This is a genomic window from Pseudorhodobacter sp. E13 (assembly GCF_003991405.1).
Lineage (GTDB): Bacteria > Pseudomonadota > Alphaproteobacteria > Rhodobacterales > Rhodobacteraceae > Pseudorhodobacter.
This window is the reverse complement of sequence record NZ_RPEN01000155.1, coordinates 157878-180832: the sequence shown is the minus strand read 5'-3', so window position 1 is coordinate 180832 and position 22955 is coordinate 157878. Positions and strand designations below refer to the sequence as shown.

Below are 22955 nucleotides of genomic sequence, written 5' to 3'. Positions count from 1 at the left end.
GGCACGCGGTAGCAACGAATGGCGGGAGCGCCCCCTTCTGCGCGATCAGCCTTGGCGACGGAAGGTCAGGTAATGCTGCGGGCGGCCTTCGCGGATGGCTTTTTGTTCATAGCGGGTCGAAATCCAATCCGCCCATGGCGTCGCCGATTGACTGATCAGGTCAAACCCGGCGGGCGGCACCTCTTCCAGCGTTTGCCGGACGTAATCGTCAATATCCGTGGCCACGCGAAACTCTGCCCCCGGTTTCATCACCCGCGCCAAGGGCAGCAGGTGGTTCGGTGTCACGAAACGGCGGCGGTGGTGGCGGGCTTTGGGCCAAGGGTCGGGATAGTTCAGAAAGGTTTTGTCGATACAGGCATCCGGCAGGATGTCGAACAATTCGCGCACATCCTCGGGGTGGACGCGCAGATTGCTGACGCCTGCTGCGCGGATCTTGCCCAACAGCATCGCAACCCCGTTCACAAAGGGTTCACAACCGATGATGCCCACATCCGGATAGCGCGCCGCCATATGGACCAAATGCTCCCCCCCGCCAAAGCCGATTTCCAGCCACAGGGGGCGGCCATCGGCAAAGAAGCTGTGCGGGTCCACGGGTTTGCGGGCCGGGTTATCGGCGCGGCTGGTGCCTTTGGGGCGCAGCGCCTCCAGGTCTTCGGCCAGATAGGCCTTTTGGCTGGAACGCAGGGTCTTGCCATGGTGGCGGCCATAGAAATTGCGGCGCTCTGGCGTGGTTTTGCTGTCATCGTTGGTCATGGCGCCCCCTTTGGTTGGCGCGGCGGGGGTAGCCCGTGGGGCGCGGCGCGTCAAGCATCTGTGGCTGTGGCTGTGGCTGTGGCCGGCCGGGGCCTGCGGCGCGGATATTTGGGAATAGATGAATGGGGGCCGTTGCATTTCCGATTGGGCGGGGCGAAGCTTGACCCGGACACTGCCGGAGTATGCCCCTGATGAAGACGATCTATTTGTTGAACGGCCCGAACCTGAACCTGTTGGGCAAGCGCCAGCCGAAAATCTATGGGCGGGAGACGCTGGAAGACGTGCTGCGCGATTGCACGGCTTTGGGCCAAGGGCTGGGTTTGGCGGTTGAGGGGTTTCAATCCAACCATGAGGGCGCGATCATCGACAAGATCCATGAGGCGCGCGAGAAAGCCGCCGGAATCGTGATCAACCCCGGGGCCTTTACCCATACATCCGTTGCCATTCTGGACGCGCTGAACGCGTTTGACGGCCCGGTGATCGAGGTTCACATCTCTAACGTCCACAAGCGCGAGTCGTTTCGGCATCACTCTTATGTCTCGTTGCGGGCCGAAGGGGTGATCGCGGGTTTGGGGACCGAAGGCTATCAGGCCGCGATCCGGCGCCTGGCCACGCTTTTGGCCTGAACCTGCGCAAAGGCGCCTAAGGGGGATACTGCGATGGACTTGCCGAAAAACCACTTCAAGGCCGCGCTGAAAGCGGGGCAGCAGCAGATCGGGCTTTGGGTTTCCATTGCCAATGCCGCTTCGGCCGAGGCGGTGGCGACCTGTGGGTTTGACTGGGTGATGGTCGATACCGAACACACGCCAAATGATCCCGCGCAGGTGCAGGCGATGTTGCAGGCCATGGCCCCCTACCCCACCCATGCCGGCGTCCGCCCCGGCTGGAATGACGCGGTAGAGATCAAGCGGATCATGGATGCAGGGGCGCAGACGATCCTTGTTCCCTATGTGCAAACAGCCGAGGAAGCCCGCGCCGCCGTTGCCGCCGTGCTTTACCCGCCACATGGTATGCGCGGTGTTTCCGGCCTGTCGCGGGCCAGCCGGTTTGGCGCGATTCCGAACTATACCGCCCGTGCGAATGCCGAGATTTGCTTGCTGGTGCAGGTGGAAACCAAAGCCTCGCTCGACCAGATAGAAGCGATTGCGGCGGTGGAGGGCGTGGATGGCCTGTTCATCGGCCCTGCCGATCTGGCCGCCTCCATGGGTTTTCCGGGGCAGTTGGGCCACCCAGAGGTGAAAGCCGCCATTCTGGATGCCGTGCGGCGGATAAAGGCCACGGGCAAGGCGGCGGGAATATTAAGCGCCGACCCTGCCTTTCTGCGAGAAGCAGTAGGGGCAGGAACCACTTTTACCGCCGTGGGGCTGGATATCGGTGTGATGCTGGCGGGATGCAAAGCCTTGGTGAAAGAGTGGAAGGGGTAGGGTGGTGAATCCGCGAAAAGACCATCCTGCCTCAGAGAACGGATTAAATGGATCGGATGCCACCGCCAAAGTATTTCCCAATAGTGGCGTTCAATTGGAAAATGGCATCAAGCTATGAAAATCCATTGCTCTTGTGGTGCGATCATACTGGATCAAACGGATTACCTATCCTGCAAAGCCCATATTATTGGTGATAAGACCTATTTTGATTTTCTGAATGCCATTGATGAGGCCATTGAAAGTAAAGACGAAGATCGAGAAACATTGTGTATGCGTGTCAGACGCGCAGAAACCAGTCGTTTGGCGTGGGAGTGCAACACTTGCGGTAGCCTCTATCTTTCTGACGGAAACGGAGATTTGGTCGAATATCGACCGGTGAACGGAAAAGCCAATCGCGTTTTTGATCGACCACGGTCGAAGGTAAGCGAATAATTTGGTGTCATCACGAAGGGTTGTTCCCCCCTACCTGGCAGCCCCTCGAAACACAAAAAAGCCCCGCTATCGCGGGGCTTTTTCATTTCGGTCCAACTCTAATCAGAACGACTTTTTCAGTGCATCGACGAGGTCGGTCTTTTCCCAGCTAAACCCACCGTCTGCTTCCGGCGCGCGGCCAAAGTGGCCGTAAGCTGCGGTGCGGGAATAGATCGGCTTGTTCAGGCCCAGATGGGTGCGGATGCCGCGCGGGGTCAGGTCCATCGCACCCCAGACGGCCTTTTCCAGCTCGGCGTCCGGCACTTTGCCGGTGCCATGCGTATCGACATAGATCGACATCGGCTTGGCCACACCAATCGCATAAGACACCTGAATGGTGCAGCGATCGGCCAGCCCTGCGGCCACCACGTTTTTCGCCAGATAGCGCGCGGCATAAGCTGCCGAACGGTCAACCTTGGTTGGGTCTTTGCCGGAAAACGCGCCGCCGCCATGCGGGGCCGCACCGCCATAGGTATCCACGATGATCTTGCGGCCCGTCAGGCCCGCGTCACCATCCGGCCCGCCGATGACAAAGGTTCCCGTCGGGTTGACCCACCATTCAGTGTTGGGGGTGATCCAGGAGGCGGGCAGCACTTCGCGGATATAGGGTTCCACAATCGCGCGGATGTCGTGGCTGGATTGCTTCTTGTGCTCATGCTGGGTCGACAGCACGATCGAGGTTACCTCCACCGGCTTGCCATCTTCATAGCGCAGCGAAATCTGGCTTTTGGCATCGGGGCGCAGGGTGCTTTCCTGACCGGATTTGCGCACCTCGGCCAAGCGCCGCAAGATCGCGTGGCTGTATTGGATCGGGGCTGGCATCAGCGCATCGGTTTCGCGGCAGGCATAGCCGAACATGATGCCCTGATCGCCCGCGCCATCCTTATCGACGCCTTGCGCGATATGGGCGGATTGTTCGTGCAGGTAGTTATGAACCTTCACTGTTTCCCAGTGAAATTTCTTCTGCTCATAGCCGATGTCGCGGATGCAATCGCGCACGATGCCGTCGACATTGCCCATCATCTCCCGCAGTTTGTCCGGGTCTGACAGGCCAACCTCGCCCCCCACGACAACGCGCTTGGTGGTCGCAAAGGTTTCGCAAGCGACACGCGCATTCGGTTCAATCGCAATGAAAGCATCCAGAATGGCATCGGAAATCCGGTCGCAGACCTTATCCGGGTGCCCTTCCGAGACGGACTCGGAGGTAAAAACGTAATTATTTCGTGACATGGGGAAGTGCTCCGTTTGTTATACACGCCACGCCAGGAAGCCGTTGTGACGGTTTATAACGGTTCGCTATGCCCGCGCTGCAGCCAAGTCAAGCATTTGCGCGGCGGCGGCGGGTGAACATCAAGGCGGCGAGTCCGATCAGCAACAGAAAGATCGGGCCATCGCCACTGCGGGCATAAAGCGGGGCAGGCAGCGCGGGCGGCAGGGCGGCATCAAGGAAATCGGCCACGCCCAGTGGGATCTGTGCGACGATTTGCCCGCGCGCATCAATCACCGCCGAGACACCGGTATTGGCAGCCCGCAGCAAGGGCAGCCCCTGTTCAATCGCGCGCAGGCGGGCTTGGGCAAGGTGTTGCCACGGGCCCGTCAGCTTGCCGAACCACGCATCATTTGTGATCTGCAAAATCCAATCCGCCCGGCCCGGTGCCGCGCGCAAGTCTTGCGGAAACACCGCCTCATAGCAGATCAGCGGCAGCGCTGTGCCAAGCCGCGTGCCAAGCGGCAGCAGCGCCGCCCCCGACCCCGCCGAATAGCCCGCCCCCTGCTGCGCGGCAAAGGCCGAGATGCCGAACAGATCAAAGGCCAGATCACCAAAGGGGATATATTCGCCAAAGGGAACAAGGTGGAACTTGTCATAAATATGGGTGGCACGGCCTTCGGCTGAAATCACCGCAAGGCTGTTGAACCCGCGATTGCCCTCAACCCGCTGGATACCCACCGCCACCTGCGCCCCCTGCCCCGCACGCGCAATCGCGGCCAGAACGCCCTCGTTGTCGTTCAACAGATACGGAACCGAGGTTTCCGGCCAAACAACAAGATCCGGCGGCGGGCCATCCTTCCGGGCGGCGGTCAGGTCCAACTGGCGCTGAAAGTAGAAATGGGCGCGATCTGCCTCCCATTTCAAGTGCTGTTCGGCATTGGGCTGCACAAGGCGGACGATTGCGGGGGCGGCGCGCGGCGGGATGGGCGTGTTCAATGTGGCCGCGCCAAAGATATAGGCGCCCCCCAGTGCAAGGGCCGCTGCGGCCACCGGGCCGACCCGCGCGCTGGCAATGGCTGCGGCAATGGCTGCCGTCAGCAGTGTCAACCCGATGGGGCCGGCAAAAGCTGCAAGCTGCGCCACAGGGGTATCGACCCAGATATGGCCAATCAGCGCCCAGGGAAAGCCGGTGAACAGATAGCTGCGCAACAGCTCCGCTGCGGCGAACATCACCGCCAAAGCGGCAAGGCGCTGTGGCAGTCGGTGGCCCAGACCCGCCGCCAAAGCCCAGAACAGCCCCATGCCAAAAGGCATCAGCACCAGAACGAAAGGGATCATCCAGGCATAGGTTTCGGCATCAATCAGAAAGGGTTCCACGATCCATGACAGCGACACCAGAAAATAACCGCCGCCCAGAAACCACCCCAGCCAAGCCGCCCGGCCCCAGCTTTGCGCCTGCGCGATCAGATGGAGTGCGGCGGCAAAAGCGGGCAGCGTCAGCCACCACAACCCCAGCGGGGCCTGACCCAAGGCCATGACCGCGCCAAGGCCAAAGGCGGCCCCGGCAGCAGTCCAGCCCGGCCAAGCGCCCAAAAGGCGTTGCCTCATTCTGCGGCTGTGGCCGAGGCGGCAGCCGTTGCCGCGCGGCGCGCGACCGCACCGGGAAGGCGCACCCGCAAACGCTTGATGCGGCGCGGATCGGCATCGACAACCTCAAACTCCGCCCCGCTTTCATGCGGCACAACCTCACCCCGCGCGGGAATACGCCCGATGCGCAGGAAAACAAGGCCGCCCAGCGTATCAATATCGCCGTCATCCTCGCCGTTGCGCAGAGTCAGGCCCAGCGCTTTTTCAAATTCGTCCAGCGGGGCATTGGCCTGCGCAAGGAACACGCCCTGCGGCTCTTCCTTCCACAGCGCGCCTTCAACCTCATCATGCTCATCCTCGATCTCACCGATCACGGTTTCGATCAGGTCTTCGATGGTGACAAGCCCGTCGACACCGCCATATTCATCAATGACCAAAGCCATGTGAACCCGCTCTTTCTGCATCTTTTGCAGCAGCACACCGACAGGCATGGACGGCGGGGCATAAAGCATCGGGCGCAGCAGTTTGCGCAGTGAAAACCGGCCAGAGGCCCCGGCAAACCCGTATTGCAGCGCCAGATCCTTAAGCAGAACAAGGCCCAGCGGATGATCCAGCGTGCCTTTGTAAACCGGAACGCGGCTGAAACCGTTTTCGCGGAACACCTCGACCAGTTCTTCCTTGCCGATGGTCACAGGGACGGCGGTGATTTCGACCTTGGGAATGGCCACATCATCGACGCGCAACTTGCGCAGATTGGCGATGCCATGGGTGGTTGCAGCGGCGCTAGGGCGTTGGGGGCCCTGCACGGGGCGCGCATCACCGTCTTGCACAGGGTCAGACGGGCTTAGCGCGTCAATGATCCTGCCAAAGAACCCCCGTTGCGGAGGCTCGCCTTCATCCTGGTCCGTCGCGCTTTGCAAATCCGCTGCGGCAACCGACCCATTGTTCGTACTACCCATCTGTCCTTTTCCGAAAATATCACCCCGCGAACGGGGCGGCCTCTTTATATGGGTCCGACAGGCCCAAGGTTTCAAGTATGGCGATCTCAGTGTTTTCCATCAATGTGGCATCTGTGTCGTCAATGTGGTCATAGCCCAGAAGATGCAACAAGCCGTGAATCACCAAATGTGTCACATGGTCGACCATGGGTTTGCCCGCAGCCTCTGCCTCTCGGGCGCAGGTTTCCCATGCGATGGCAATGTCACCAAGACTTTCGGGATCGTCTGCCTCGCCCGGTTCCGGCGGCTCTGGCCGCTCGCCTGCATATTCCGCCGCGCGCTCCTCCGAGGGCCATGACAGCACATTGGTCGGCGTGGGCTTGCCACGAAAATCGGCATTCAGCGTGGCGATATGCGCATCATCGCAGCCCATCAGGCACAGGGTAAAGCCCTGCGTGGGCAGCCCCAGATGCGCCATCGCCGCAGCGCAGGCGCGGCTTGCCACGGCGGGCAGGCCGAACCCGTCCCACCGTGGGTCTTCGATCACTGTGTCAACCAGAGGCTCCATCCTGTGCCTCATACGCCTCGATGATGCGGGCGACAAGCGGGTGGCGCACAACATCCTTGGAGGTGAAGTAATTGAAGCTGACGCCTTTAACCCCTTTCAGGATGCGCTCGGCATCGGCCAAACCGCTGGCTGTGCCGCGCGGCAGGTCTACCTGCGTGCGGTCGCCCGTGATCACCATGCGCGATCCTTCGCCCAGACGGGTCAGAAACATTTTCATCTGCATGGTCGTGGCGTTCTGCGCCTCATCCAGCACCACAAAGGCATTGGACAGGGTGCGCCCCCGCATGAAGGCCAGCGGCGCAATCTCGATCCGTTTTTCCTCCATCAGCTTGGCAAGCTGCTTTTGCGGCAGAAAATCGTTCAGCGCATCGTAAAGCGGCTGCATGTAAGGGTCGATCTTTTCCTTCATGTCACCGGGCAGAAAGCCCAAACGCTCCCCCGCCTCGACCGCGGGGCGCGACAGGATGATTTTATCAACCGCGCCCGCCAGAAACATCGTCACGCCAACGGCCACGGCCAGATAAGTCTTGCCCGTGCCCGCCGGGCCGATGCCAAAGCCAAGCTCATGGTCAAACAGATTGCCGACATAGGCTTTCTGCGCCTCGGTGCGCGGCTCCACCGGTTTCTTGCGGGTGCGCAGCTCGTATTTCTCGCCCGAGAACATTTCGATCTGTTCGGTCGCGGCAAGCTCTCGGTCGGGCATCGGGCGGCCCATGCGGATTGCGCCGTCGATGTCGCCAGCCTCGACGCCTTTTCCAGCCTCCAGCCGCGCATAAAGCCCCGACAACACCGCCGAGGCCAACTCACGCGAGGCTTTGTCCCCGATCACCGCCAGCCGATTGCCCCGTCGCAAGATGTGAACCCCGGTTTGATGCTCAATCTGTGCAAGATTGCGATCAAATTCGCCACAAAGGTCGATCAGCAAGCGATTGTCAGGGAACTCCATCAGGGTTTCTACAATGTCTTGCGGGGGTGTCGGGGGGGTCAGCGCGCTGATGCCCAAGGAATTCTCCTTCTTGCAACGGTTATTAGCTAAGTGTGGGGCTGCATTGCCCCTCTGACAAGTGACAATTTTCTAACAAGCGGAAACTGCGCGCTTTTTGGGCGACAGACAGGCGAAAGCGCGCCAAACCAGCACCCCGGAAAAACGCAAAAAGGGCCGCAGCTTTCGCTGCGGCCCCGGTTTTTCGTGTCGCCACCATCAGCGACGCACAACCACTGTCTTGCGCCCGTGGCCGGACACACGGTCCTCGATGCCTTCGGTGCTGGACTGGTAATCGCGGATCACGGTGCCCGGCGGGTAATAGTCATTGCAGATCGGCAGACCGGATACCGGGTCATAACGCGGCGAGGAATAGCCTTCCAAACCATCGTCGATGATCCAGTTCTGGCAACCATCCGGGTCATAGGCAATGGCTGCGCGGCCATTGTTCAACACGCCCGTATCGCGCCCTTGGTCCTGACCCGTCGCGATGACGGAACTGGCCCCGCGATAGCGCTCGGTTCCTTCGAAGTGTTCACCCGCGACGCAGCCCGACAGAACCGTAGCGGCAACAAGACCTGCGCCCATTTTCATTGCGTTGATCATATCCGTTACCACCTGTAGCAAATAACTTCGACGCGACGGTTCTTCTGCATTCCGGCAGCAGAGGAATTCGACGCAATCGGATGGGTTTCACCAAAGCCGATCTGACGTTCAACCATGGCGCCAACCGAGCGGGCCACAGCCGCAACCGAGGCCGCCCGCCGTTCGGACAGACGCTGGTTATAGCTGTGCGAGGCGCGGCTGTCGGTATGGCCATAGATCGCATAGCCGAACGCATCGGTGCTTTGGAAGAACTGCTGAAGCCGCGCACGACCATGCGCCGTCAGGTGGTGGCTGTCGGTCTGGAACAACGTATCGGTGTTTTCCACCAGACAGGTGTTCTTTTTCAAGCAAACCGGCTTGCCGGTTTTCGGGTTGCGGCGCGGCACCATGTAGCCTTCAAGGCCACCATCCGCCCACCAATGCATGCAGCCGTCATCATCGACCCATACACCCCATTCGATCTGCCCCGTGACCTTAGGCTGCGCCATAACCGCACCCGGCCCGGTCAGGCCCAGCGCAAGCGCGGCCCCGCCGATCATCATCTTCATCGCTGTATTGAACTGTCTTTTCACAGTGGTAACCCCCCCGGGCGTTCCGCAGACTTTACTATCATCACAAAGATTTGCAGGCCGCAGCCGGAATTGTAAAGCAAAAACTGGACCCTTTTCAGCGACATGACACCAATAGTTGCGGGCCCTGCTGCAATCCGGTCCAGATTTCGGTTTACCGGCGGTATTGGAAACAATACGCCAAGCTGCCCTTGGGCCCGCCGCTCAGGCCAGACGCTCTGCCGCGAGGGAATTGGTGACGGCGGCTGTGACCCGCACGCGCGCAAGCTCCCCCACCTTGCCCGTGGGGTCGGTAACATGGACGGCATGCAGATGCTGGGATTTGCCAACCATCTGGCCGGGAAGACGCCCGGCTTTTTCATATAAAACATCAACTTCGCGGCCAACCATTGCCTCTTGCCCCGCGCGTTGCTGCGCGCTCAGCAGGGCCTGTATTTCTTGCAGGCGGGCATCTGCAACGGCGCTGTCGACATTCGGCTTTTCCGCCGCAGGTGTGCCGGGACGGGCGGAATATTTGAAAGAATAGGCCATGCCATAGCCCACTTTGCGGATCAGCGAAAGCGTCGCCTCAAAATCTTCATCGGTTTCGCCGGGAAAGCCCACGATGAAATCCGAGGTCAGCAAAATATCGGGCCGCGCCGCGCGCACACGGTCCAGAACGCGCAAATAGTCATCAGCCGTATGCTTGCGGTTCATCGCCTTCAGAATCCGGTCAGAGCCGGATTGCACCGGCAAATGCAGATAGGGCATCAATTCCGGGCAATCGCCATGCGCGGCAATCAGGTCATCTTCCATGTCATTGGGATGGCTGGTCATATAGCGCAGCCGGTCGATACCTTCGACCTTGGCCAATGCGCGGATCAGGCGCGCAAGCCCGTAACCATCGGCGCGGTAAGCATTCACGTTCTGGCCCAGCAGTGTCAACTCTCGCACGCCCCGGCTTGCCAGATTGCGCGCCTCCGTCAACAGCCGTTCCGGCGGGCGGCTGACCTCGGCACCGCGGGTATAGGGCACCACGCAAAAGGCACAAAACTTGTCGCAGCCTTCCTGCACCGTCAAAAAGGCGGTGGGGCCGCGCATCGCCTTGCGTTCCGGCAGGTGGTCAAACTTGTCTTCGGGCGGGAACTCGGTGTCGATCGCCCGCTCTCCGCCTTGCACACGCGCTTCCATCTCTGGCAGCCGGTGATAGCTTTGGGGGCCGACCACAAGGTCCACCAAGGGCATCCGGCGCATGATCTCTTCGCCCTCGGCCTGGGCCACGCAACCCGCCACACCGACCTTCAGGTTCGGGTTCGCTTCTTTCGCAGGGCGCAGGCGGCCCAGATCGGAAAACAGCTTTTCCGACGCTTTTTCGCGGATGTGGCAGGTGTTGATCAACACCATATCGGCATCTTCAACCGTATCGGTGGGCACATACCCCGTCGCGCCCAGACTCTCGGCCATGCGCTCGCTGTCATAGACGTTCATCTGGCACCCGTAGGTCTTGATGAACAGTTTCTTTGGCCCGATAGGCTTGGCGTCGGTCATGGCAGCACCCTTTGCAGATTGCGCTGGCCTTCTACACCGCAAGGCCATCCCCCGCAACGCCGCACATCTTTACGGGCCAAGCGCCCCCTGCGGGCCTTGCCTTTGGCCGATGCACTGCCTTAACCTTTGGCAGCAAGACTGGCCGCACGCCGCGCCAATGACCGGGGACACTATGCGTTATTCAAATCTGGCGGCCTTTGTGGACAAAGGGCGCGATGTGCTTGCCAAAGGCCCCATCGCCATCATCATGGCCGAAGACCCGGTAGAGGTGGAAAGCACGCTGCTGCACCATCTCGATATCGGCTTTCGCGCGGTGCTGATGCTGGCTAACCCCGAGATAGACCTGCCCGCCTCGGTCGAAGACAAAATCCACCGGATTGATTTTGCGACCCATCAGCCAGAGGCGATGATGACAGCTGTCAACCAATTGATCGAGGCGGCGCCGGGGCTTTGGTTCTATTACGGATATAACGCCGAATATCTGTTCCACCCGTTCTGCGAGTCACGCAACATCCGGGAATTGCTGGCCTTTCACACCGAGGAACGGCGCGATGCCCTGCTGTCTTATGTGATCGACCTTTACGCCGATGATCTGGACAAGCACCCCAGTGCCGTGTCGCTGGAAGACGCGATGCTGGATAAATCGGGCTATTACGCTTTGGGTCGGCCCGATCCGGCCAATCACAACCACCCGCGAGAGCGTCAGCTGGACTTTTTCGGCGGGCTTCGCTGGCGGTTTGAGGAACATATCCCCGCCGCGCGCCGCAAGATCGACCGGATCGCGGTGTTCCGCGCCAAACCGGGGCTGCGCCTGCGCCCGGATTTCACCTTCTCGGATGAGGAATACAACACCTACGCCTGCCCGTGGCACCACAACATCACCACGGCGGTCGTGTCCTTCCGCACCGCCAAGGCGCTGAAATCCAATCCGGGGTCGCGCTATGACATCCATGATTTCAAATGGCATAATTCCATCAAGTTCCAATGGCACAGCCAGCAATTGATGGATTTGGGGCTGATGGAGCCGGGGCAATGGTTCTGACCCTGCGCCCCGCGCGCGCCGAGGATGCGCTTGCCGCCGCCGAGGTGTTGAACGCGCTGATTGCCAAGGGCGGCACCACGGCGATCGAAACGCCGCTGGACCCTGACACGCTGCGCGACTGGTTCTTGATCGGGGATAAGGTCTGGTGCTGCCATGTGGCGCTGGCGGGCGGTGTGCTGATGGGTTTTCAGTCGGTCGGCCGCTATGGCGACCTGCCCGAGGGTTGGGGCGAGATGGGCACCTATACCCGGCTGGGCCATGCGCAAAAAGGCATCGGTGCGGCGCTGTTTGAACAGACCAAGGCAGCGGCGCGGGGGCTGGGGCTGACACATCTGAACGCCCTGATCCGCAGCGACAATCACGGCGGGCTGGCCTATTACAGCCGCATGGGCTTTGGCCAGGACCGCGCGGGGAAACCTGCCACCCTGTCGGATGGCAAGGTGATTGCCCGCGTGGCCAAGCAGTTCGACCTTTAGCGCAGCGCAACAGGCTTGCTCGGCCTATCGTTCCGCCTTTGGCCCTTTTGCGCGGGCCATATCTGTCAACATCTGGCGAATGGCCTTTACGTCTTCTTCGATCACTGCGATCCGCATTTCACTGGATCCATCGCTGATCTCGACCCCTTGTTCAGCCAGCTTGTCGCGCACATCGGTTTCCTTGGCCTGTTCCATCGCGTCGACGATGATCCCGAACAACAGGTTCAGCGTTGTGAACGTGGTGAAAACGATGAAAACGACAAAGAATATCCACGCCCGCGGGTGTTTTTCGATCACGACCGACGCAATATCGGGCCAGCCTTCCAGTGTCATCATTTTGAAAAGCGTGAAAAAGGTTGTCCCCAGATCACCGAAATGCTGCGGCACTGTTTCGCCAAACATGCTGATCCCGATGATCGCGCCGACGTAATACATCACAAACAAAACCGCCGCGACCGAGGCCCCGCCGGGCAGCGCCACGAACATGCCATTGATCACCCGGCGCATCGACGGAATGGCCGTCAGCAACCGCATCAGCCGCAAGACCCGCAACGCCCGCAAGACAGAAAGCGCCCCGGTTGTGGGCAGCAAGGCGATACCGACAACGATGAAATCAAATATATTCCAGCCGTCCCGAAAAAAGCGCCCGCGCCAGACAATCAACTTCAGCGCCAGCTCGGCGCAAAAAATCGCCAGACATATCTGGTCAATCAGGTTCAGCAACCCCATGGCCGCGGGCGACAGATCGAGCGTCATCAGCCCCAGCACAACGGCATTCAACAAGATCACCGCAATAATAAACCCACTCAACCTGCCATCGCCAAGCAGCGTTTCCAGTGTTTTCAAAATGGAATACTCCCAATCAAGCACCACGCAGAAAAAGCTGCGCGCCTTTTTCGTTCCAAGTTCAGAAAAAACAGCGGCATCAGAACCGCCAATACTACCGCCCAAATTGGCGTGGATGTGCTTTGATAATTATGCCCGCCAAGCCTAGCAGATTCGCGCGAATTGTCTCGCACGATCTTGCGGGCAAATATGGGTTCAAGGCTTCGCCTAAACGCCCCCGGCGCAGGCTGGGCGCGCAGGTGCTGGGTTTCATCGAAACGGGGCTACTTTGCCAAAACCTCTGCCATCTCGGCATGTTCCAGCAGGGCCGCCTGCCCCTTTGGGGTCAGTTGATAGATTCCGCGTTCCACCCGTTCGAACCAGCCGTAATGGTCATGCCGCATTTGCTGCGCCGCGCGGGAAACCCCGGCGGCTTTTGCCACCTCTGACGCCTTGCACGGGCCTGCTTGCAAATGCAGCGCGCAACGCAGGGCATCCTGACGATAAGCGGTCATCTTCTTGACGCCGGTAATGCCGCCTTCGTTGGGGTCGCCGACGCGGCGGTCAAATTCCCGCAGCAATCGGGCGGCGGGTTTGGCCTTTAGCCGGGGGGCATAGGGCGCAGGGTCCAGATGTGCCTCTACCCCCTTTGGCCCCACGGCAAGCAGGCCCAGCGACAGGCGGCGGCACAGCGCGATGATGTCGCGGTAGCGCAGCTTCCAGCCTTTGCTGACAGGAACCGCCAGATAGACATGATCAAACAGGCCCTGACGCACCACGCCTTGCATCACCAGTTGCAGCGAAAAGGTCAGCTTCATTTCCACGATGATCGCAGGCTCATCCCCGCGCCGCGCCATGATATCGCAATCGCCGATCTCGGCCTTCACCTCATAGCCTTGCGCTTCAAGATAGGCCTTCAACGGGGCGTATAGATCAGCCTCACGCATGGGGCGGGATCAGGCCTTGCGGCGCAGGCGGATCACCACATCAACCTTGGAAATCTCGGTCCCCGGCGGCAGATCGGGCAGGCGGGCAATTTCCAACTGATCGGCGCGCGCATCGGTCAGTTCGGCGCTGTCTTCCCAGTAGAAATGCGGGTGATCATCCATCCGCGTGTCGAAATAGCTTTTGGAGCCATCGACCACGACTTCCTGCATCAGCCCCGCTTCGCAGAAGGCGCGCAGGGTGTTGTAAACCGTGGCAAGGCTGACGCCGTCGCCCGTGTCGGAGGAGGCGGCGAACAGGCTTTCTGCGGTGACATGACGGTCTACCCCGTCGCCCACCAGCAAGCTTGCCAAGGCCACACGCTGACGCGTCGGCCGCAAGCCACCTTTGGCCAGCCATTCCGTCCCGCGCTGCACTGCTTGATCAAGCATATTCCATCCGTCCCGTTGTCTTCCCCTATATAAGCCCCTGCGCCCAAGTTTTTCAACCCGAATGCACGGAAGGGAGGCCTGCAATCCGCCACCGCCCTTGCCAGTATTCAAGTCTGGGTGTTATTGGGGACAAAAGAGCGGTCAGGGAGGGGAATTGCCGGATGGCACAGTTTCCAACGAGTTTCGATAAAGAAGGTTTGCTGAAATGCGCGCGGGGCGAATTGTTCGGCCCCGGAAATGCGCAATTGCCCGCGCCGCCGATGCTGATGATGGACCGGATCACCGAGGTGTCGGCCGATGGTGGCGAACATGGCAAAGGCCATATCGTGGCCGAATTCGATATCACGCCCGATCTGTGGTTCTTTGACTGCCATTTCCCCGGCAACCCGATCATGCCCGGCTGTCTTGGCCTAGACGGGCTGTGGCAGCTGACCGGTTTCAACCTTGGCTGGCGTGGCTGGCAAGGGCGCGGCTATGCGCTAGGTGTGGGCGAGGTCAAGCTGACAGGCATGGTCCGCCCGGATCGCAAGATGCTGCGCTATTACGTCGATTTCACCAAAGCCATTCAGACCCGCCGCCTGACCATGGGCGTGGCCGATGGCCGGGTCGAGGCGGATGGCGAAACCATTTATCTGGTCAAGGACATGAAAGTCGCCCTGTCCGAAAGCTGACCCCAAGGATTTCCAGGAATAAGGAGTGCGCCCATGCGCCGCGTTGTCATCACAGGTATCGGTATTGTCTCGTCCATCGGGAACAATGCGGCCGAGGTTGAAGCCAGCTTGCGTGCTGGTAAATCCGGTATCGTTGCGGCCCCCGAATATGCCGAACATGGGTTCCGCAGCCAGATCCACGGCATGCCGCAGATCACGCTGGAAGATCACATCGACAAACGCGACCTGCGCTTCATGGGGCCGGGTGCGGCCTATAACTTCATCGCGATGGAGCAGGCGATTGCCGATGCCGGCCTGACCGAGGCCGAAGTCTCCAACGAACGCGCGGGCCTGATCATGGGGTCGGGCGGTCCGTCCACCTCCAACTTCTTTGCCGCGCATAATATCGTCATCGAAAAAGGCGCGCCCAAGCGGATGGGCCCCTTCATGGTGACGCGCTGCATGTCCTCCACCAACTCGGCCTGCTTGGCCACGCCGTTCAAGATCAAAGGCGTGAACTATTCGATCACCTCGGCTTGCTCTACCTCGGCGCATTGCATCGGCAATGGCGCGGAACTGATCCAGATGGGCAAGCAAGACATTGTGTTCGCCGGTGGTGGCGAGGAACTGGATTGGACGCTGTCTTGCCTGTTCGACGCGATGGGCGCGATGTCCAGCAAGTATAACGACACGCCCGAACTGGCCGCGCGCGCCTTCGATGCCACCCGTGACGGGTTCGTCATCGCAGGCGGCGGCGGCGTTGTGGTGCTGGAGGAATTGTCCCACGCGCTGGCCCGTGGCGCCAAGATTTACGCCGAAGTCACCGGCTATGGTGCCACATCCGATGGGGCCGATATGGTGGCCCCGTCCGGCGAGGGTGGCGAGCGGTCGATGAAACTGGCCATGTCCACCCTGCCCGAAGGGCGCAAGGTTTCCTATATCAACGCGCATGGCACCTCGACCCCCGCAGGCGATGTGACCGAGGTGAAAGCCATTCGCCGCGTCTTTGGCGAAAATGCGGTGCCGCCGATTTCCTCGACCAAGTCGCTGACAGGCCACAGCCTTGGCGCGACCGGCGTGCATGAGGCGATTTACAGCCTGCTGATGATGCAAGGCGGGTTTATCACCGCCTCGGCCAACGTCACCCAGCTTGACCCGGAACTGAAACCCGAAGAAATCGCGACCGCATACCGCGAGGTGGAGCATGACAGCATTCTGTCCAACTCTTTCGGCTTTGGTGGCACCAATGCCACGCTGCTGATGTCCAAGTATAAAGGGTAAACCATGGCCGATCTGATGAAGGGCAAGCGGGGCCTTGTGATGGGCGTCGCGAATGAACGGTCCATCGCATGGGGCTGCGCGCGCGCGCTGGCGGCAGAAGGGGCAGAGCTTGCCTTCACCTATCAGGGCGACGCCTTTGGCAAGCGGCTGGAGCCGCTGGCGGCATCCGTCGGCTCATCTTTGATGGTCGATGTGGATGTGACCGATGATGCCTCGCTGGACCTCGCGTTTCAGCGCATCAAGGACGAATGGGGCAGCCTTGATTTTCTGATCCATGCCATCGCCTATTCCGACAAGAACGAATTGACGGGCCGGATCAGCAATACCAGCCGCGCCAATTTCAAGAACTCGTTGGATATCAGTTGCTTCAGCTTCATCGACGTGTCGCGCCGTGCGGCGGAACTGATGCCGGATGGCGGCTGTTTGATGACGATGACCTATGGCGGATCAAACCGCGTGACGCCGAATTACAACGTGATGGGCGTGGCCAAGGCGGCGTTGGAATCGGCAGTGCGCTATCTGGCGGCAGACCTTGGGCCGCAGAAAATCCGTGTGAACGCGATTTCGCCCGGCCCGATGAAAACCCTTGCCGGGGCAGCCATTGGCGGGGCACGCGCAACTTATCGCCACACCGAAACCAACGCGCCGCTGCAAACCAATGCCTCGCTGGAATCGGTGGGCGGCACAGCGGTTTACCTTGCCTCTGACTACGGGATGCACACCACCGGCGAGATTATCCGCGTCGACGGCGGCTATCACGTTCTGGGCATGCCACGGGCCGAACATATTTCCTGACCCTGTTCGGGGGCAGGGCCAACCTGCCCCCGAACGGTGCATCACCCCCGCGCGGGGTAAGCGCCCCCTTCAAACAGATAGCCATAGATTGCGGCCAGATAGGCCTGATACTCGGCATCGTCTTCGAATTCGTCATCCGTCAGCGCCTCATATTCGCTGCGCGACAAGGCCCCTGCCATCAACTCCCGCCATTCCGCCTGAAAGATCGCCCGAACCTCGCCCGCCTCGGGGTCATCAAGGTTGTCGCGCAATTCTTCGTAATCCTGCGAATTGACATGCACAAAATTCCGCAAACGATCCTTGAGGATCTCAAATTTCTCAAAACTCATCGGGGCGCCTCATCATTTGGGGTTCGGGAACATTGTGATCAAAGTCATACTGCCGTCGCGCGCAATCTGATACCGCGCAATCAGATCGCAGTTCTCCAGATTGGTATCCACTGATCCGGTCGGATGGTTCCGGCTGCCCGTGCGCGTTTTGCCTTCGACATATTTCTTGTAATCATCGCCCAACACCTCTTTCAGCGGCACGATCACCTCTATCCGGTTGCTGCGAAAACGGATTGCATTGCGCTTTGCTGCCACGGTTCGGCGATCGTTGCGCATGAATTCTTCGGCATCGACATAAGCTCCCGGATCGGTAAACCGCGTCGCGTCCTTTCCGTAGCCATGCGGCTTGGTTCGCGCGACATCATCGAACTTCGTGCCTGTCTGCGGGTTGATCCCGTTTTTCGCCCGATCACTCAGTTGGGCTGGCGTCACCGCCCCCTCATGACGCTGCGGGCCATGGCCTTGAAATTTCAGATCTTCCAGGAAAAGGTCATCCAGCTTTTCCTTCATTTTCTTCAGCTTGGCCAATTCCTCCTCCGAGGGGTCATCTGCGATGGCCTGTTTGAAACTGTTGCGCAAATCCCGCAGACGGCTGGCGGACTGGACAAAGAACGTGCGATCGCCCAGCGCCTTTTTCACCACCGTATCCACCTGCCCGGCCTTTTCCAGCAAAGCGGCCTTGTCCACTTTGCCCTTCGGCGTCTTGCCCGGATCAATCTGTGACGGTTTGGCAACCGAGATCAGCCCTTCGCGCAAAATGGTCAGCTTTTTCAAGGCGTCGGCATAGTCCTCGCGGGCCATTGCATCCTTGAAGGCTTTTATCGCCCCAAGGATCGGGGCTTGGTCGATGGGCTTGCGTGCGGCGATTTCCTGTTTCAGCAGGGGCGCGAATTTGTTGAACGCATCCTCCAGCTTGCTGCGCAGGTCTTTCTGCGCACCGTCCTCGCTTGGTGCGGTTGGGGCATCGCCCGAGGCCTGCGTGTCGTCCTCCTCGTCGCCCTCCAGCACCTTGCCCGCGAAATCGAGAATCATGACCTTGAAATTCAAGCCCCGCTCCTTGAGGTGGATCTTGAATTTGCGGCCAAGCATGGCGGGCGGGTCTTCCCCTTCGGCGCAGGTGAATTTCAGCGTCTTGCCTTCAATGTCCACGATGCCCAACGCGCCCTTTGCGGCATTGCCACCCGCCGTTTTCGCCTCCGTTTTCAACGCGATGGTCGATTTGGTCTTATGCACCGCCAGATGCACCGCATCGCTGCCCATGAGCAGTGCGAAATTATGCGGCCCTTTGCGAATATCGGCGATGGCGCTGGTCAGGACTTTGCCTTCTTCGACCAGCTCGGCTTTGGTCTTTTTGGCCATGAAACACCCATTCAAATCAGGGGGAAAAGCAAGTGAAAATAGCGGAACAATGCCAGCAGCCTGACGCAAGCTGACCCGTCAGGCAATCAAAATTTTCAATGGGGAGAAGAAGGTGGAGCGGGTGACGGGAATCGAACCCGTGTCTCTAGCTTGGAAGGCTAGGGTCTTACCATTACACAACACCCGCGCTGCGTTTGGTATAATCAGCATCCCCGCCCTGTGCAAGCCGCCGAGGCGCGATCCGGCGCAAAATCAGGCCTCGATGGGCTCTATCAACTCTGGCCCCTGCGCCCGGTTGGAATTCACCGCCGGTGAGACGCGATGCGCCTGCAACACGCCCGGCCCACGCGCCACCATCAAAGGTGCGGCACCATGCCCCGCCTCGCCCAGCCACAGCGGCCAATCATCCGGCTCAAGGATCACAGGTTCGCGGTGATGGATCGCCGCAAGGCCGGGGCCTGCCTCGGTCGTGACCATGGCGCAGGTGGTCAGATCGCCCCAATCCTGCCAGATCGCGGCAAAGGCCATGGGCGCACCATCGCTGCGCGTTACCAACCACGGCAGGCGTGCGCCCCCCTCGCCCGCCGACCATTCATAAAACCCATCCGCCGGAATGATGCAGCGCCGCTGGCGCACCGCCGCGCGAAAGGCTGGTTTCTCGGCAATCGTATCGGCGCGCGCATTGATGATCAGCGGGCCGTCAGTGGCGGTTTTATACCACTGCGGCACAAAGCCCCAGCGCATCTTGCGCAAGCGCCGCGCTTCGGCCCCCGTAGCCGACGCCGTGACCACCGCCACATCCTGCGTTGGGCAAATGTTATAGCGCGGCACCTCGGGCAGATCATTGTCAGGCGCCGCCCCGAACAGCCGCGCCATCGCGTCATTGGGATGCGTGATCAAGAAACGTCCGCACATTGCCCGCTCCCTTTCCCTTCATCTTGGCCCAAATACCTATAGGGCGGCAGCCCAAAGCACAAAGGCCACGCACAACGCGCGGCCTTTGCCAAGCTTACAGGTCTGGCTGGATCACTCGCCAACTTTCTTGATGCGGCCTTCGACCTTGCTGGTCACCCCGCCCATCTTCACGATGTAATCCATCACATCATTGGCCATCAGATTGCCATTGCCGCCATTGATCAGCACATTGCCGCCCCCCAAAGCCGAGAACCCATCGCCCCCCGCAAGGATGAAATCATTGGCCGCAACCTTGTAAACCTTGTTCGGGTCCAAAGGCGCATCACCCACCATCGCTTCGGCAATCCGCGATCCCGCCGGGGCGGTCGGATCATAAACGATGCTTACGCCCGAAAGCTGCAAGAACCGCCCTGCACCCTTCTCAACCTGGCTCACCCCATTTTCCAAAGCCGCCAGCACCTGACTGCCCGGCAATTCGGTCAGCACGGTCGCATTGCCAAAGGGCAGCTCGGTCAGCACATCGCGGCGCGTCAGCATCCGGCCTGCATCATAGGTCGTATCGCCGCGGATACCGCCACCATTGGCAAAGCCGATATCCGCCCCTGTCGCATCACGAATCGCATCCGCGATCAGGTTGCCCATGGCCGATTCCTCACCCCGGATCACGTTGCGGCGCGAATCCAGCATGTTTTCCGTGACCCCGATCTCGACATTCAGGCTTTCATCCAGCTTGGTCTGGAACGCATCCACCATTGCCTGGCTTTCGGGGTCCGGCTCTACCGCTGCGGTGTCGATAAAGCGGAACATCGGCGTCCATTTCACCGACCGTTTGCCATCCTTTTCTGTGACATCAACCATCAGGTCCAAAGGCGACAGAAACTTGCCGTCGATCGAGGTTTCGACATAGGCCGTGATCCCGTCATAGGACGTGCCATAGCTGTGGTCATCGCCTGACAAGATCACGTCAAACGCCTTGGAGGCGATCAGCAACTCGTCATTCGCCTTGTTGGTCTGCACCACACCAACCACCAGATCGGCACCATCTTCGCGCGCTTGGCGGGCAGCGGCCACACCCATATCGACCGTGGGGCCGAACTTCAGATCACCCGTTGACGACACCGAAGGCGAAGTATCCTGCGCCACCGGAATCAGCGCGACTTTCAAGCCCCCCACCTCTTTCATCATCACACCGCCGACACCCGGCAAGGGCGAGCCATCGGCCTGGGTGATATTGATCGCGGCCCAAGGGTATTTGGACGCAGCGACTTTTTCATAAAAGTTTTCGGGCCCGAAATCGAACTCATGGTTGCCCGGAACCGCCAGATCAAACGGCACGAGGTTGGTCAGATCAATCGTGTTCTGCCCCTTGTCAAACCCCGACAGGATCGAGGGCGACAGCATATCGCCATCAAACACATAAATCGTGTTGGGGTTGGCCGCGCGCTCTGCCTTGGCAATCGCGTTCAGACGGGCAAAACCACCCCGGCCATTGTCATCGGCAAAGCTGTAGATGTCGCCAACGCCCAGCAGGGTCAGCTTGATGGTTTCGGCCAGCGCCGCATTCAGCGGAAAGGCCACCAAAGCCGTGGCCCCCATCAGCAACGCCGAAATGCGCTTGGTCAGCATGGTCATGTTCATTCTCCCCATAGGTGTATGGCCGTATCATTGCGCCGCAGGATCAGCCTGTCAAAGCCCTTTGCAACTTTGCCGCGTCTGGATGACAGCGCCGTGACGGAACGCGCCCCATTGACGCAAATTTCCGCGCAGTGCATGAACACGGCCATGTTGATATACAAAATCTTCCGCCGCCCCGAATGGAACCATCTGCGCGACACCGGCGAAACCGCAGGTGCGCCGATAGATCTGGCCGATGGCTATGTGCATTTTTCGACCGCCGCTCAGGTGGCCGAAACCGCCGCCAAATACTTCGCCGATCAATCCGATCTGGTGCTGGTCGCGGTGGAGGCTGACACGCTTGGCCCCGATCTGAAATGGGAAGCCTCTCGCGGCGGGGATTTGTTCCCGCATCTCTACCGCGCCTTGCGCCTGTCGGATGTGACATGGGACAAGGCGCTGCCACTGGGGGCCAGCGGCCATATCTTCCCCGAGGCCCATATGTTCCACGGCCCCAAAACCGGACCCAGCGCATGACCCCTGTTGAACGTATCGCCCTTTCCGCCCTGCACACACTGGACCCAGAGCGCGCACATGGGCTGTCTCTGCTGGCCCTGCGCATGGGGCTGGTGCCAAAACCCGGCCCCTATACCTCGCCCCGCCTTGCCAGCACGGTCGCGGGCCTTGCGCTGCCCAATCCGGTCGGGCTGGCCGCAGGCTATGACAAGAACGCCGAGGCGCTGCCTGCCTTGATGCGCGCGGGCTTTGGCTGGCTGGAAGTGGGAGCCGCCACACCGCTGCCGCAACCGGGCAACCCCAAGCCGCGCCTGTTCCGTCTGACCGAAGATCACGCCGCCATCAACCGCTTTGGCTTCAACAATCAAGGGATGCAGGCGATTGCCCAGCGCCTTGCCGCACGGCCAAACGGCGTGCCGGTGGGCCTTAACCTTGGGGCCAACAAAACCTCTGCCGATCGCGCGGCCGATTTCGCGCGCGTGCTGGCCCATTGCGGCCCCCATGCCGATTTCGCAACCGTCAATGTCTCCTCTCCCAACACCGAAAAGCTGCGCGACCTGCAAGGGCCGGCCGCCTTGGCAGGCCTGCTGGCCGGGGTGATGGAGGCCCGCGCCACCTTGCCAACCCCAATCCCGGTGTTCCTGAAAATCGCCCCGGATCTGACCGCCGATGAACTGGCCCAGATTGCCGAAGTGGCGCTCTCCTCTGGCCTCTCGGGCATCATCGCCACCAATACCACCCTGTCCCGCGATGGCTTGCACAGCCCGCAGCGCGACCAAGCGGGCGGCCTGTCCGGTGCGCCCCTCTTTGAAAAATCGACCCGCGTTCTGGCCCAGCTTTCCAAATTGACCGAGGGCAAACTGCCCCTGATCGGGGTCGGTGGCATCAGCACCGCCGATCAGGCCTATGCCAAAATCCGGGCCGGGGCCTCTGCCGTGCAAATCTACACAGCGATGGTCTATCACGGCCTCAGCCTCGCAACCGATATCGCAAAAGGCCTCGATGCGCTGCTCCAGCGGGATGGCTACAGCACCATCGCGCAGGCCATCGGCACCAACCGCGACAGCTGGCTCTGACCCGCTTTCTTTTCGGCACAAATATCCTCGGGGGGGTGAATTTGCCTCAAGGCAAAGAGGGGGCGC

26 protein-coding genes, 1 tRNA gene and 1 riboswitch are annotated in these 22955 nt (G+C 60.4%); of the genes, 10 read left to right on the top strand and 17 right to left on the bottom strand.

The window, feature by feature from the left end; translation table 11 throughout:
- Positions 1-45: 45 nt before the first annotated feature.
- The gene (locus EGN72_RS10630) at positions 46-753 is read right to left on the bottom strand and encodes a tRNA (guanosine(46)-N(7))-methyltransferase TrmB (protein ID WP_127047346.1); all 708 of its coding nucleotides are present in this window, start codon (positions 751-753) and stop codon (positions 46-48) included.
- A gap of 188 nt (positions 754-941) precedes the next feature.
- Here EGN72_RS10630 and aroQ point away from each other — a divergent pair, with 188 nt between their 5' ends.
- The 3 genes from aroQ (at position 942) to EGN72_RS10615 (ending at position 2609) form a co-directional block, all read left to right on the top strand.
- The gene (gene aroQ, locus EGN72_RS10625; protein WP_127047442.1) at positions 942-1379 is read left to right on the top strand and encodes a type II 3-dehydroquinate dehydratase; all 438 of its coding nucleotides are present in this window, start codon (positions 942-944) and stop codon (positions 1377-1379) included.
- 33 nt (positions 1380-1412) lie between these two features.
- Positions 1413-2177 (top strand): HpcH/HpaI aldolase/citrate lyase family protein, encoded by a 765-nt coding sequence (locus EGN72_RS10620; protein WP_127047344.1) that lies wholly within the window; start codon positions 1413-1415, stop codon positions 2175-2177.
- A 114-nt stretch (positions 2178-2291) separates the two neighbouring features.
- The gene (locus EGN72_RS10615) at positions 2292-2609 is read left to right on the top strand and encodes a hypothetical protein (RefSeq protein WP_127047342.1); all 318 of its coding nucleotides are present in this window, start codon (positions 2292-2294) and stop codon (positions 2607-2609) included.
- A gap of 102 nt (positions 2610-2711) precedes the next feature.
- Here EGN72_RS10615 and metK read toward each other — a convergent pair whose 3' ends face one another.
- The 8 genes from metK to miaB form a co-directional block, all read right to left on the bottom strand.
- The gene (metK, locus tag EGN72_RS10610; protein ID WP_127047340.1) at positions 2712-3878 is read right to left on the bottom strand and encodes a methionine adenosyltransferase; all 1167 of its coding nucleotides are present in this window, start codon (positions 3876-3878) and stop codon (positions 2712-2714) included.
- Between the two features lie 7 nt (positions 3879-3885).
- Positions 3886-3933, bottom strand: a riboswitch (SAM-SAH riboswitch).
- Positions 3934-3966: 33 nt separating this feature from the next.
- Positions 3967-5466, bottom strand: a complete 1500-nt coding sequence (gene lnt / locus EGN72_RS10605) for an apolipoprotein N-acyltransferase (protein ID WP_127047338.1) — start codon at positions 5464-5466, stop codon at positions 3967-3969.
- Positions 5463-6404, bottom strand: coding sequence for a hemolysin family protein (locus EGN72_RS10600; RefSeq protein WP_127047336.1), 942 nt, complete (start codon positions 6402-6404; stop codon positions 5463-5465). Before EGN72_RS10600 ends, lnt begins: the two co-directional genes overlap by 4 nt.
- 19 nt (positions 6405-6423) lie before the next feature.
- On the bottom strand, positions 6424-6951 hold the full coding sequence (gene ybeY / locus EGN72_RS10595) for an rRNA maturation RNase YbeY (RefSeq protein WP_127047334.1): 528 nt from the start codon (positions 6949-6951) through the stop codon (positions 6424-6426).
- Positions 6935-7954 (bottom strand): PhoH family protein, encoded by a 1020-nt coding sequence (locus EGN72_RS10590; protein ID WP_199743732.1) that lies wholly within the window; start codon positions 7952-7954, stop codon positions 6935-6937. The genes ybeY and EGN72_RS10590 overlap by 17 nt, the downstream gene beginning before the upstream one ends.
- A gap of 198 nt (positions 7955-8152) precedes the next feature.
- A complete protein-coding gene (locus EGN72_RS10585; protein WP_127047330.1) occupies positions 8153-8539 on the bottom strand; it encodes a hypothetical protein in 387 nt (128 codons plus the stop codon).
- 5 nt (positions 8540-8544) lie between these two features.
- A complete protein-coding gene (locus tag EGN72_RS10580) occupies positions 8545-9087 on the bottom strand; it encodes an OmpA family protein (RefSeq protein ID WP_233587106.1) in 543 nt (180 codons plus the stop codon).
- Positions 9088-9312: 225 nt separating this feature from the next.
- The gene (gene miaB, locus EGN72_RS10575; RefSeq protein ID WP_127047328.1) at positions 9313-10635 is read right to left on the bottom strand and encodes a tRNA (N6-isopentenyl adenosine(37)-C2)-methylthiotransferase MiaB; all 1323 of its coding nucleotides are present in this window, start codon (positions 10633-10635) and stop codon (positions 9313-9315) included.
- Positions 10636-10807: 172 nt separating this feature from the next.
- Between miaB and EGN72_RS10570 the strand changes: the two genes are divergently transcribed.
- Together EGN72_RS10570 and EGN72_RS10565 are read left to right on the top strand one after the other, a co-directional pair.
- The gene (locus EGN72_RS10570; protein WP_127047326.1) at positions 10808-11677 is read left to right on the top strand and encodes a hypothetical protein; all 870 of its coding nucleotides are present in this window, start codon (positions 10808-10810) and stop codon (positions 11675-11677) included.
- A complete protein-coding gene (locus EGN72_RS10565; protein ID WP_158623177.1) occupies positions 11668-12153 on the top strand; it encodes a GNAT family N-acetyltransferase in 486 nt (161 codons plus the stop codon). The genes EGN72_RS10570 and EGN72_RS10565 overlap by 10 nt, the downstream gene beginning before the upstream one ends.
- 24 nt (positions 12154-12177) lie before the next feature.
- Here the strand turns inward: EGN72_RS10565 and EGN72_RS10560 are convergent, their stop codons facing one another.
- From EGN72_RS10560 to irrA, 3 genes are all read right to left on the bottom strand, one after another.
- A complete protein-coding gene (locus tag EGN72_RS10560) occupies positions 12178-13023 on the bottom strand; it encodes an ion transporter (protein ID WP_158623176.1) in 846 nt (281 codons plus the stop codon).
- Positions 13024-13262: 239 nt separating this feature from the next.
- Positions 13263-13925 (bottom strand): DUF2161 domain-containing phosphodiesterase, encoded by a 663-nt coding sequence (locus tag EGN72_RS10555; protein ID WP_127047320.1) that lies wholly within the window; start codon positions 13923-13925, stop codon positions 13263-13265.
- Between the two features lie 9 nt (positions 13926-13934).
- On the bottom strand, positions 13935-14354 hold the full coding sequence (gene irrA, locus EGN72_RS10550; RefSeq protein WP_127047318.1) for an iron response transcriptional regulator IrrA: 420 nt from the start codon (positions 14352-14354) through the stop codon (positions 13935-13937).
- Positions 14355-14515: 161 nt separating this feature from the next.
- On the opposite strand from irrA, the gene fabA reads away from it, so the two are divergent.
- The 3 genes from fabA to EGN72_RS10535 are packed head-to-tail and all read left to right on the top strand — an operon-like array spanning position 14516 to position 17080.
- Positions 14516-15025 (top strand): bifunctional 3-hydroxydecanoyl-ACP dehydratase/trans-2-decenoyl-ACP isomerase, encoded by a 510-nt coding sequence (fabA, locus tag EGN72_RS10545; RefSeq protein ID WP_127047316.1) that lies wholly within the window; start codon positions 14516-14518, stop codon positions 15023-15025.
- 33 nt (positions 15026-15058) lie between these two features.
- Positions 15059-16285: a beta-ketoacyl-ACP synthase I gene (gene fabB, locus EGN72_RS10540; RefSeq protein WP_127047314.1), complete on the top strand. Its 1227-nt coding sequence runs from the start codon at positions 15059-15061 to the stop codon at positions 16283-16285.
- A 3-nt stretch (positions 16286-16288) separates the two neighbouring features.
- The gene (locus EGN72_RS10535) at positions 16289-17080 is read left to right on the top strand and encodes an enoyl-ACP reductase (protein WP_127047312.1); all 792 of its coding nucleotides are present in this window, start codon (positions 16289-16291) and stop codon (positions 17078-17080) included.
- A 41-nt stretch (positions 17081-17121) separates the two neighbouring features.
- Here EGN72_RS10535 and EGN72_RS10530 read toward each other — a convergent pair whose 3' ends face one another.
- The 5 genes from EGN72_RS10530 to EGN72_RS10510 all read right to left on the bottom strand — a co-directional run bounded on the left by EGN72_RS10530 (position 17122) and on the right by EGN72_RS10510 (position 21315).
- On the bottom strand, positions 17122-17409 hold the full coding sequence (locus EGN72_RS10530) for a hypothetical protein (protein ID WP_127047310.1): 288 nt from the start codon (positions 17407-17409) through the stop codon (positions 17122-17124).
- A 12-nt stretch (positions 17410-17421) separates the two neighbouring features.
- A complete protein-coding gene (locus EGN72_RS10525) occupies positions 17422-18768 on the bottom strand; it encodes a hypothetical protein (protein ID WP_127047308.1) in 1347 nt (448 codons plus the stop codon).
- A 113-nt stretch (positions 18769-18881) separates the two neighbouring features.
- Positions 18882-18955, bottom strand: a tRNA-Gly gene (locus EGN72_RS10520).
- 65 nt (positions 18956-19020) lie between these two features.
- On the bottom strand, positions 19021-19683 hold the full coding sequence (locus EGN72_RS10515; RefSeq protein WP_127047306.1) for an SOS response-associated peptidase: 663 nt from the start codon (positions 19681-19683) through the stop codon (positions 19021-19023).
- Positions 19684-19794: 111 nt separating this feature from the next.
- Complete coding sequence (locus EGN72_RS10510; RefSeq protein ID WP_158623175.1) at positions 19795-21315, bottom strand: bifunctional UDP-sugar hydrolase/5'-nucleotidase; 1521 nt, start codon at positions 21313-21315, stop codon at positions 19795-19797.
- Between the two features lie 150 nt (positions 21316-21465).
- Here EGN72_RS10510 and EGN72_RS10505 point away from each other — a divergent pair, with 150 nt between their 5' ends.
- The gene (locus EGN72_RS10505) at positions 21466-21834 is read left to right on the top strand and encodes a DUF952 domain-containing protein (RefSeq protein ID WP_127047303.1); all 369 of its coding nucleotides are present in this window, start codon (positions 21466-21468) and stop codon (positions 21832-21834) included.
- On the top strand, positions 21831-22889 hold the full coding sequence (locus tag EGN72_RS10500; RefSeq protein ID WP_127047302.1) for a quinone-dependent dihydroorotate dehydrogenase: 1059 nt from the start codon (positions 21831-21833) through the stop codon (positions 22887-22889). Before EGN72_RS10505 ends, EGN72_RS10500 begins: the two co-directional genes overlap by 4 nt.
- Positions 22890-22955 lie beyond the last annotated feature (66 nt).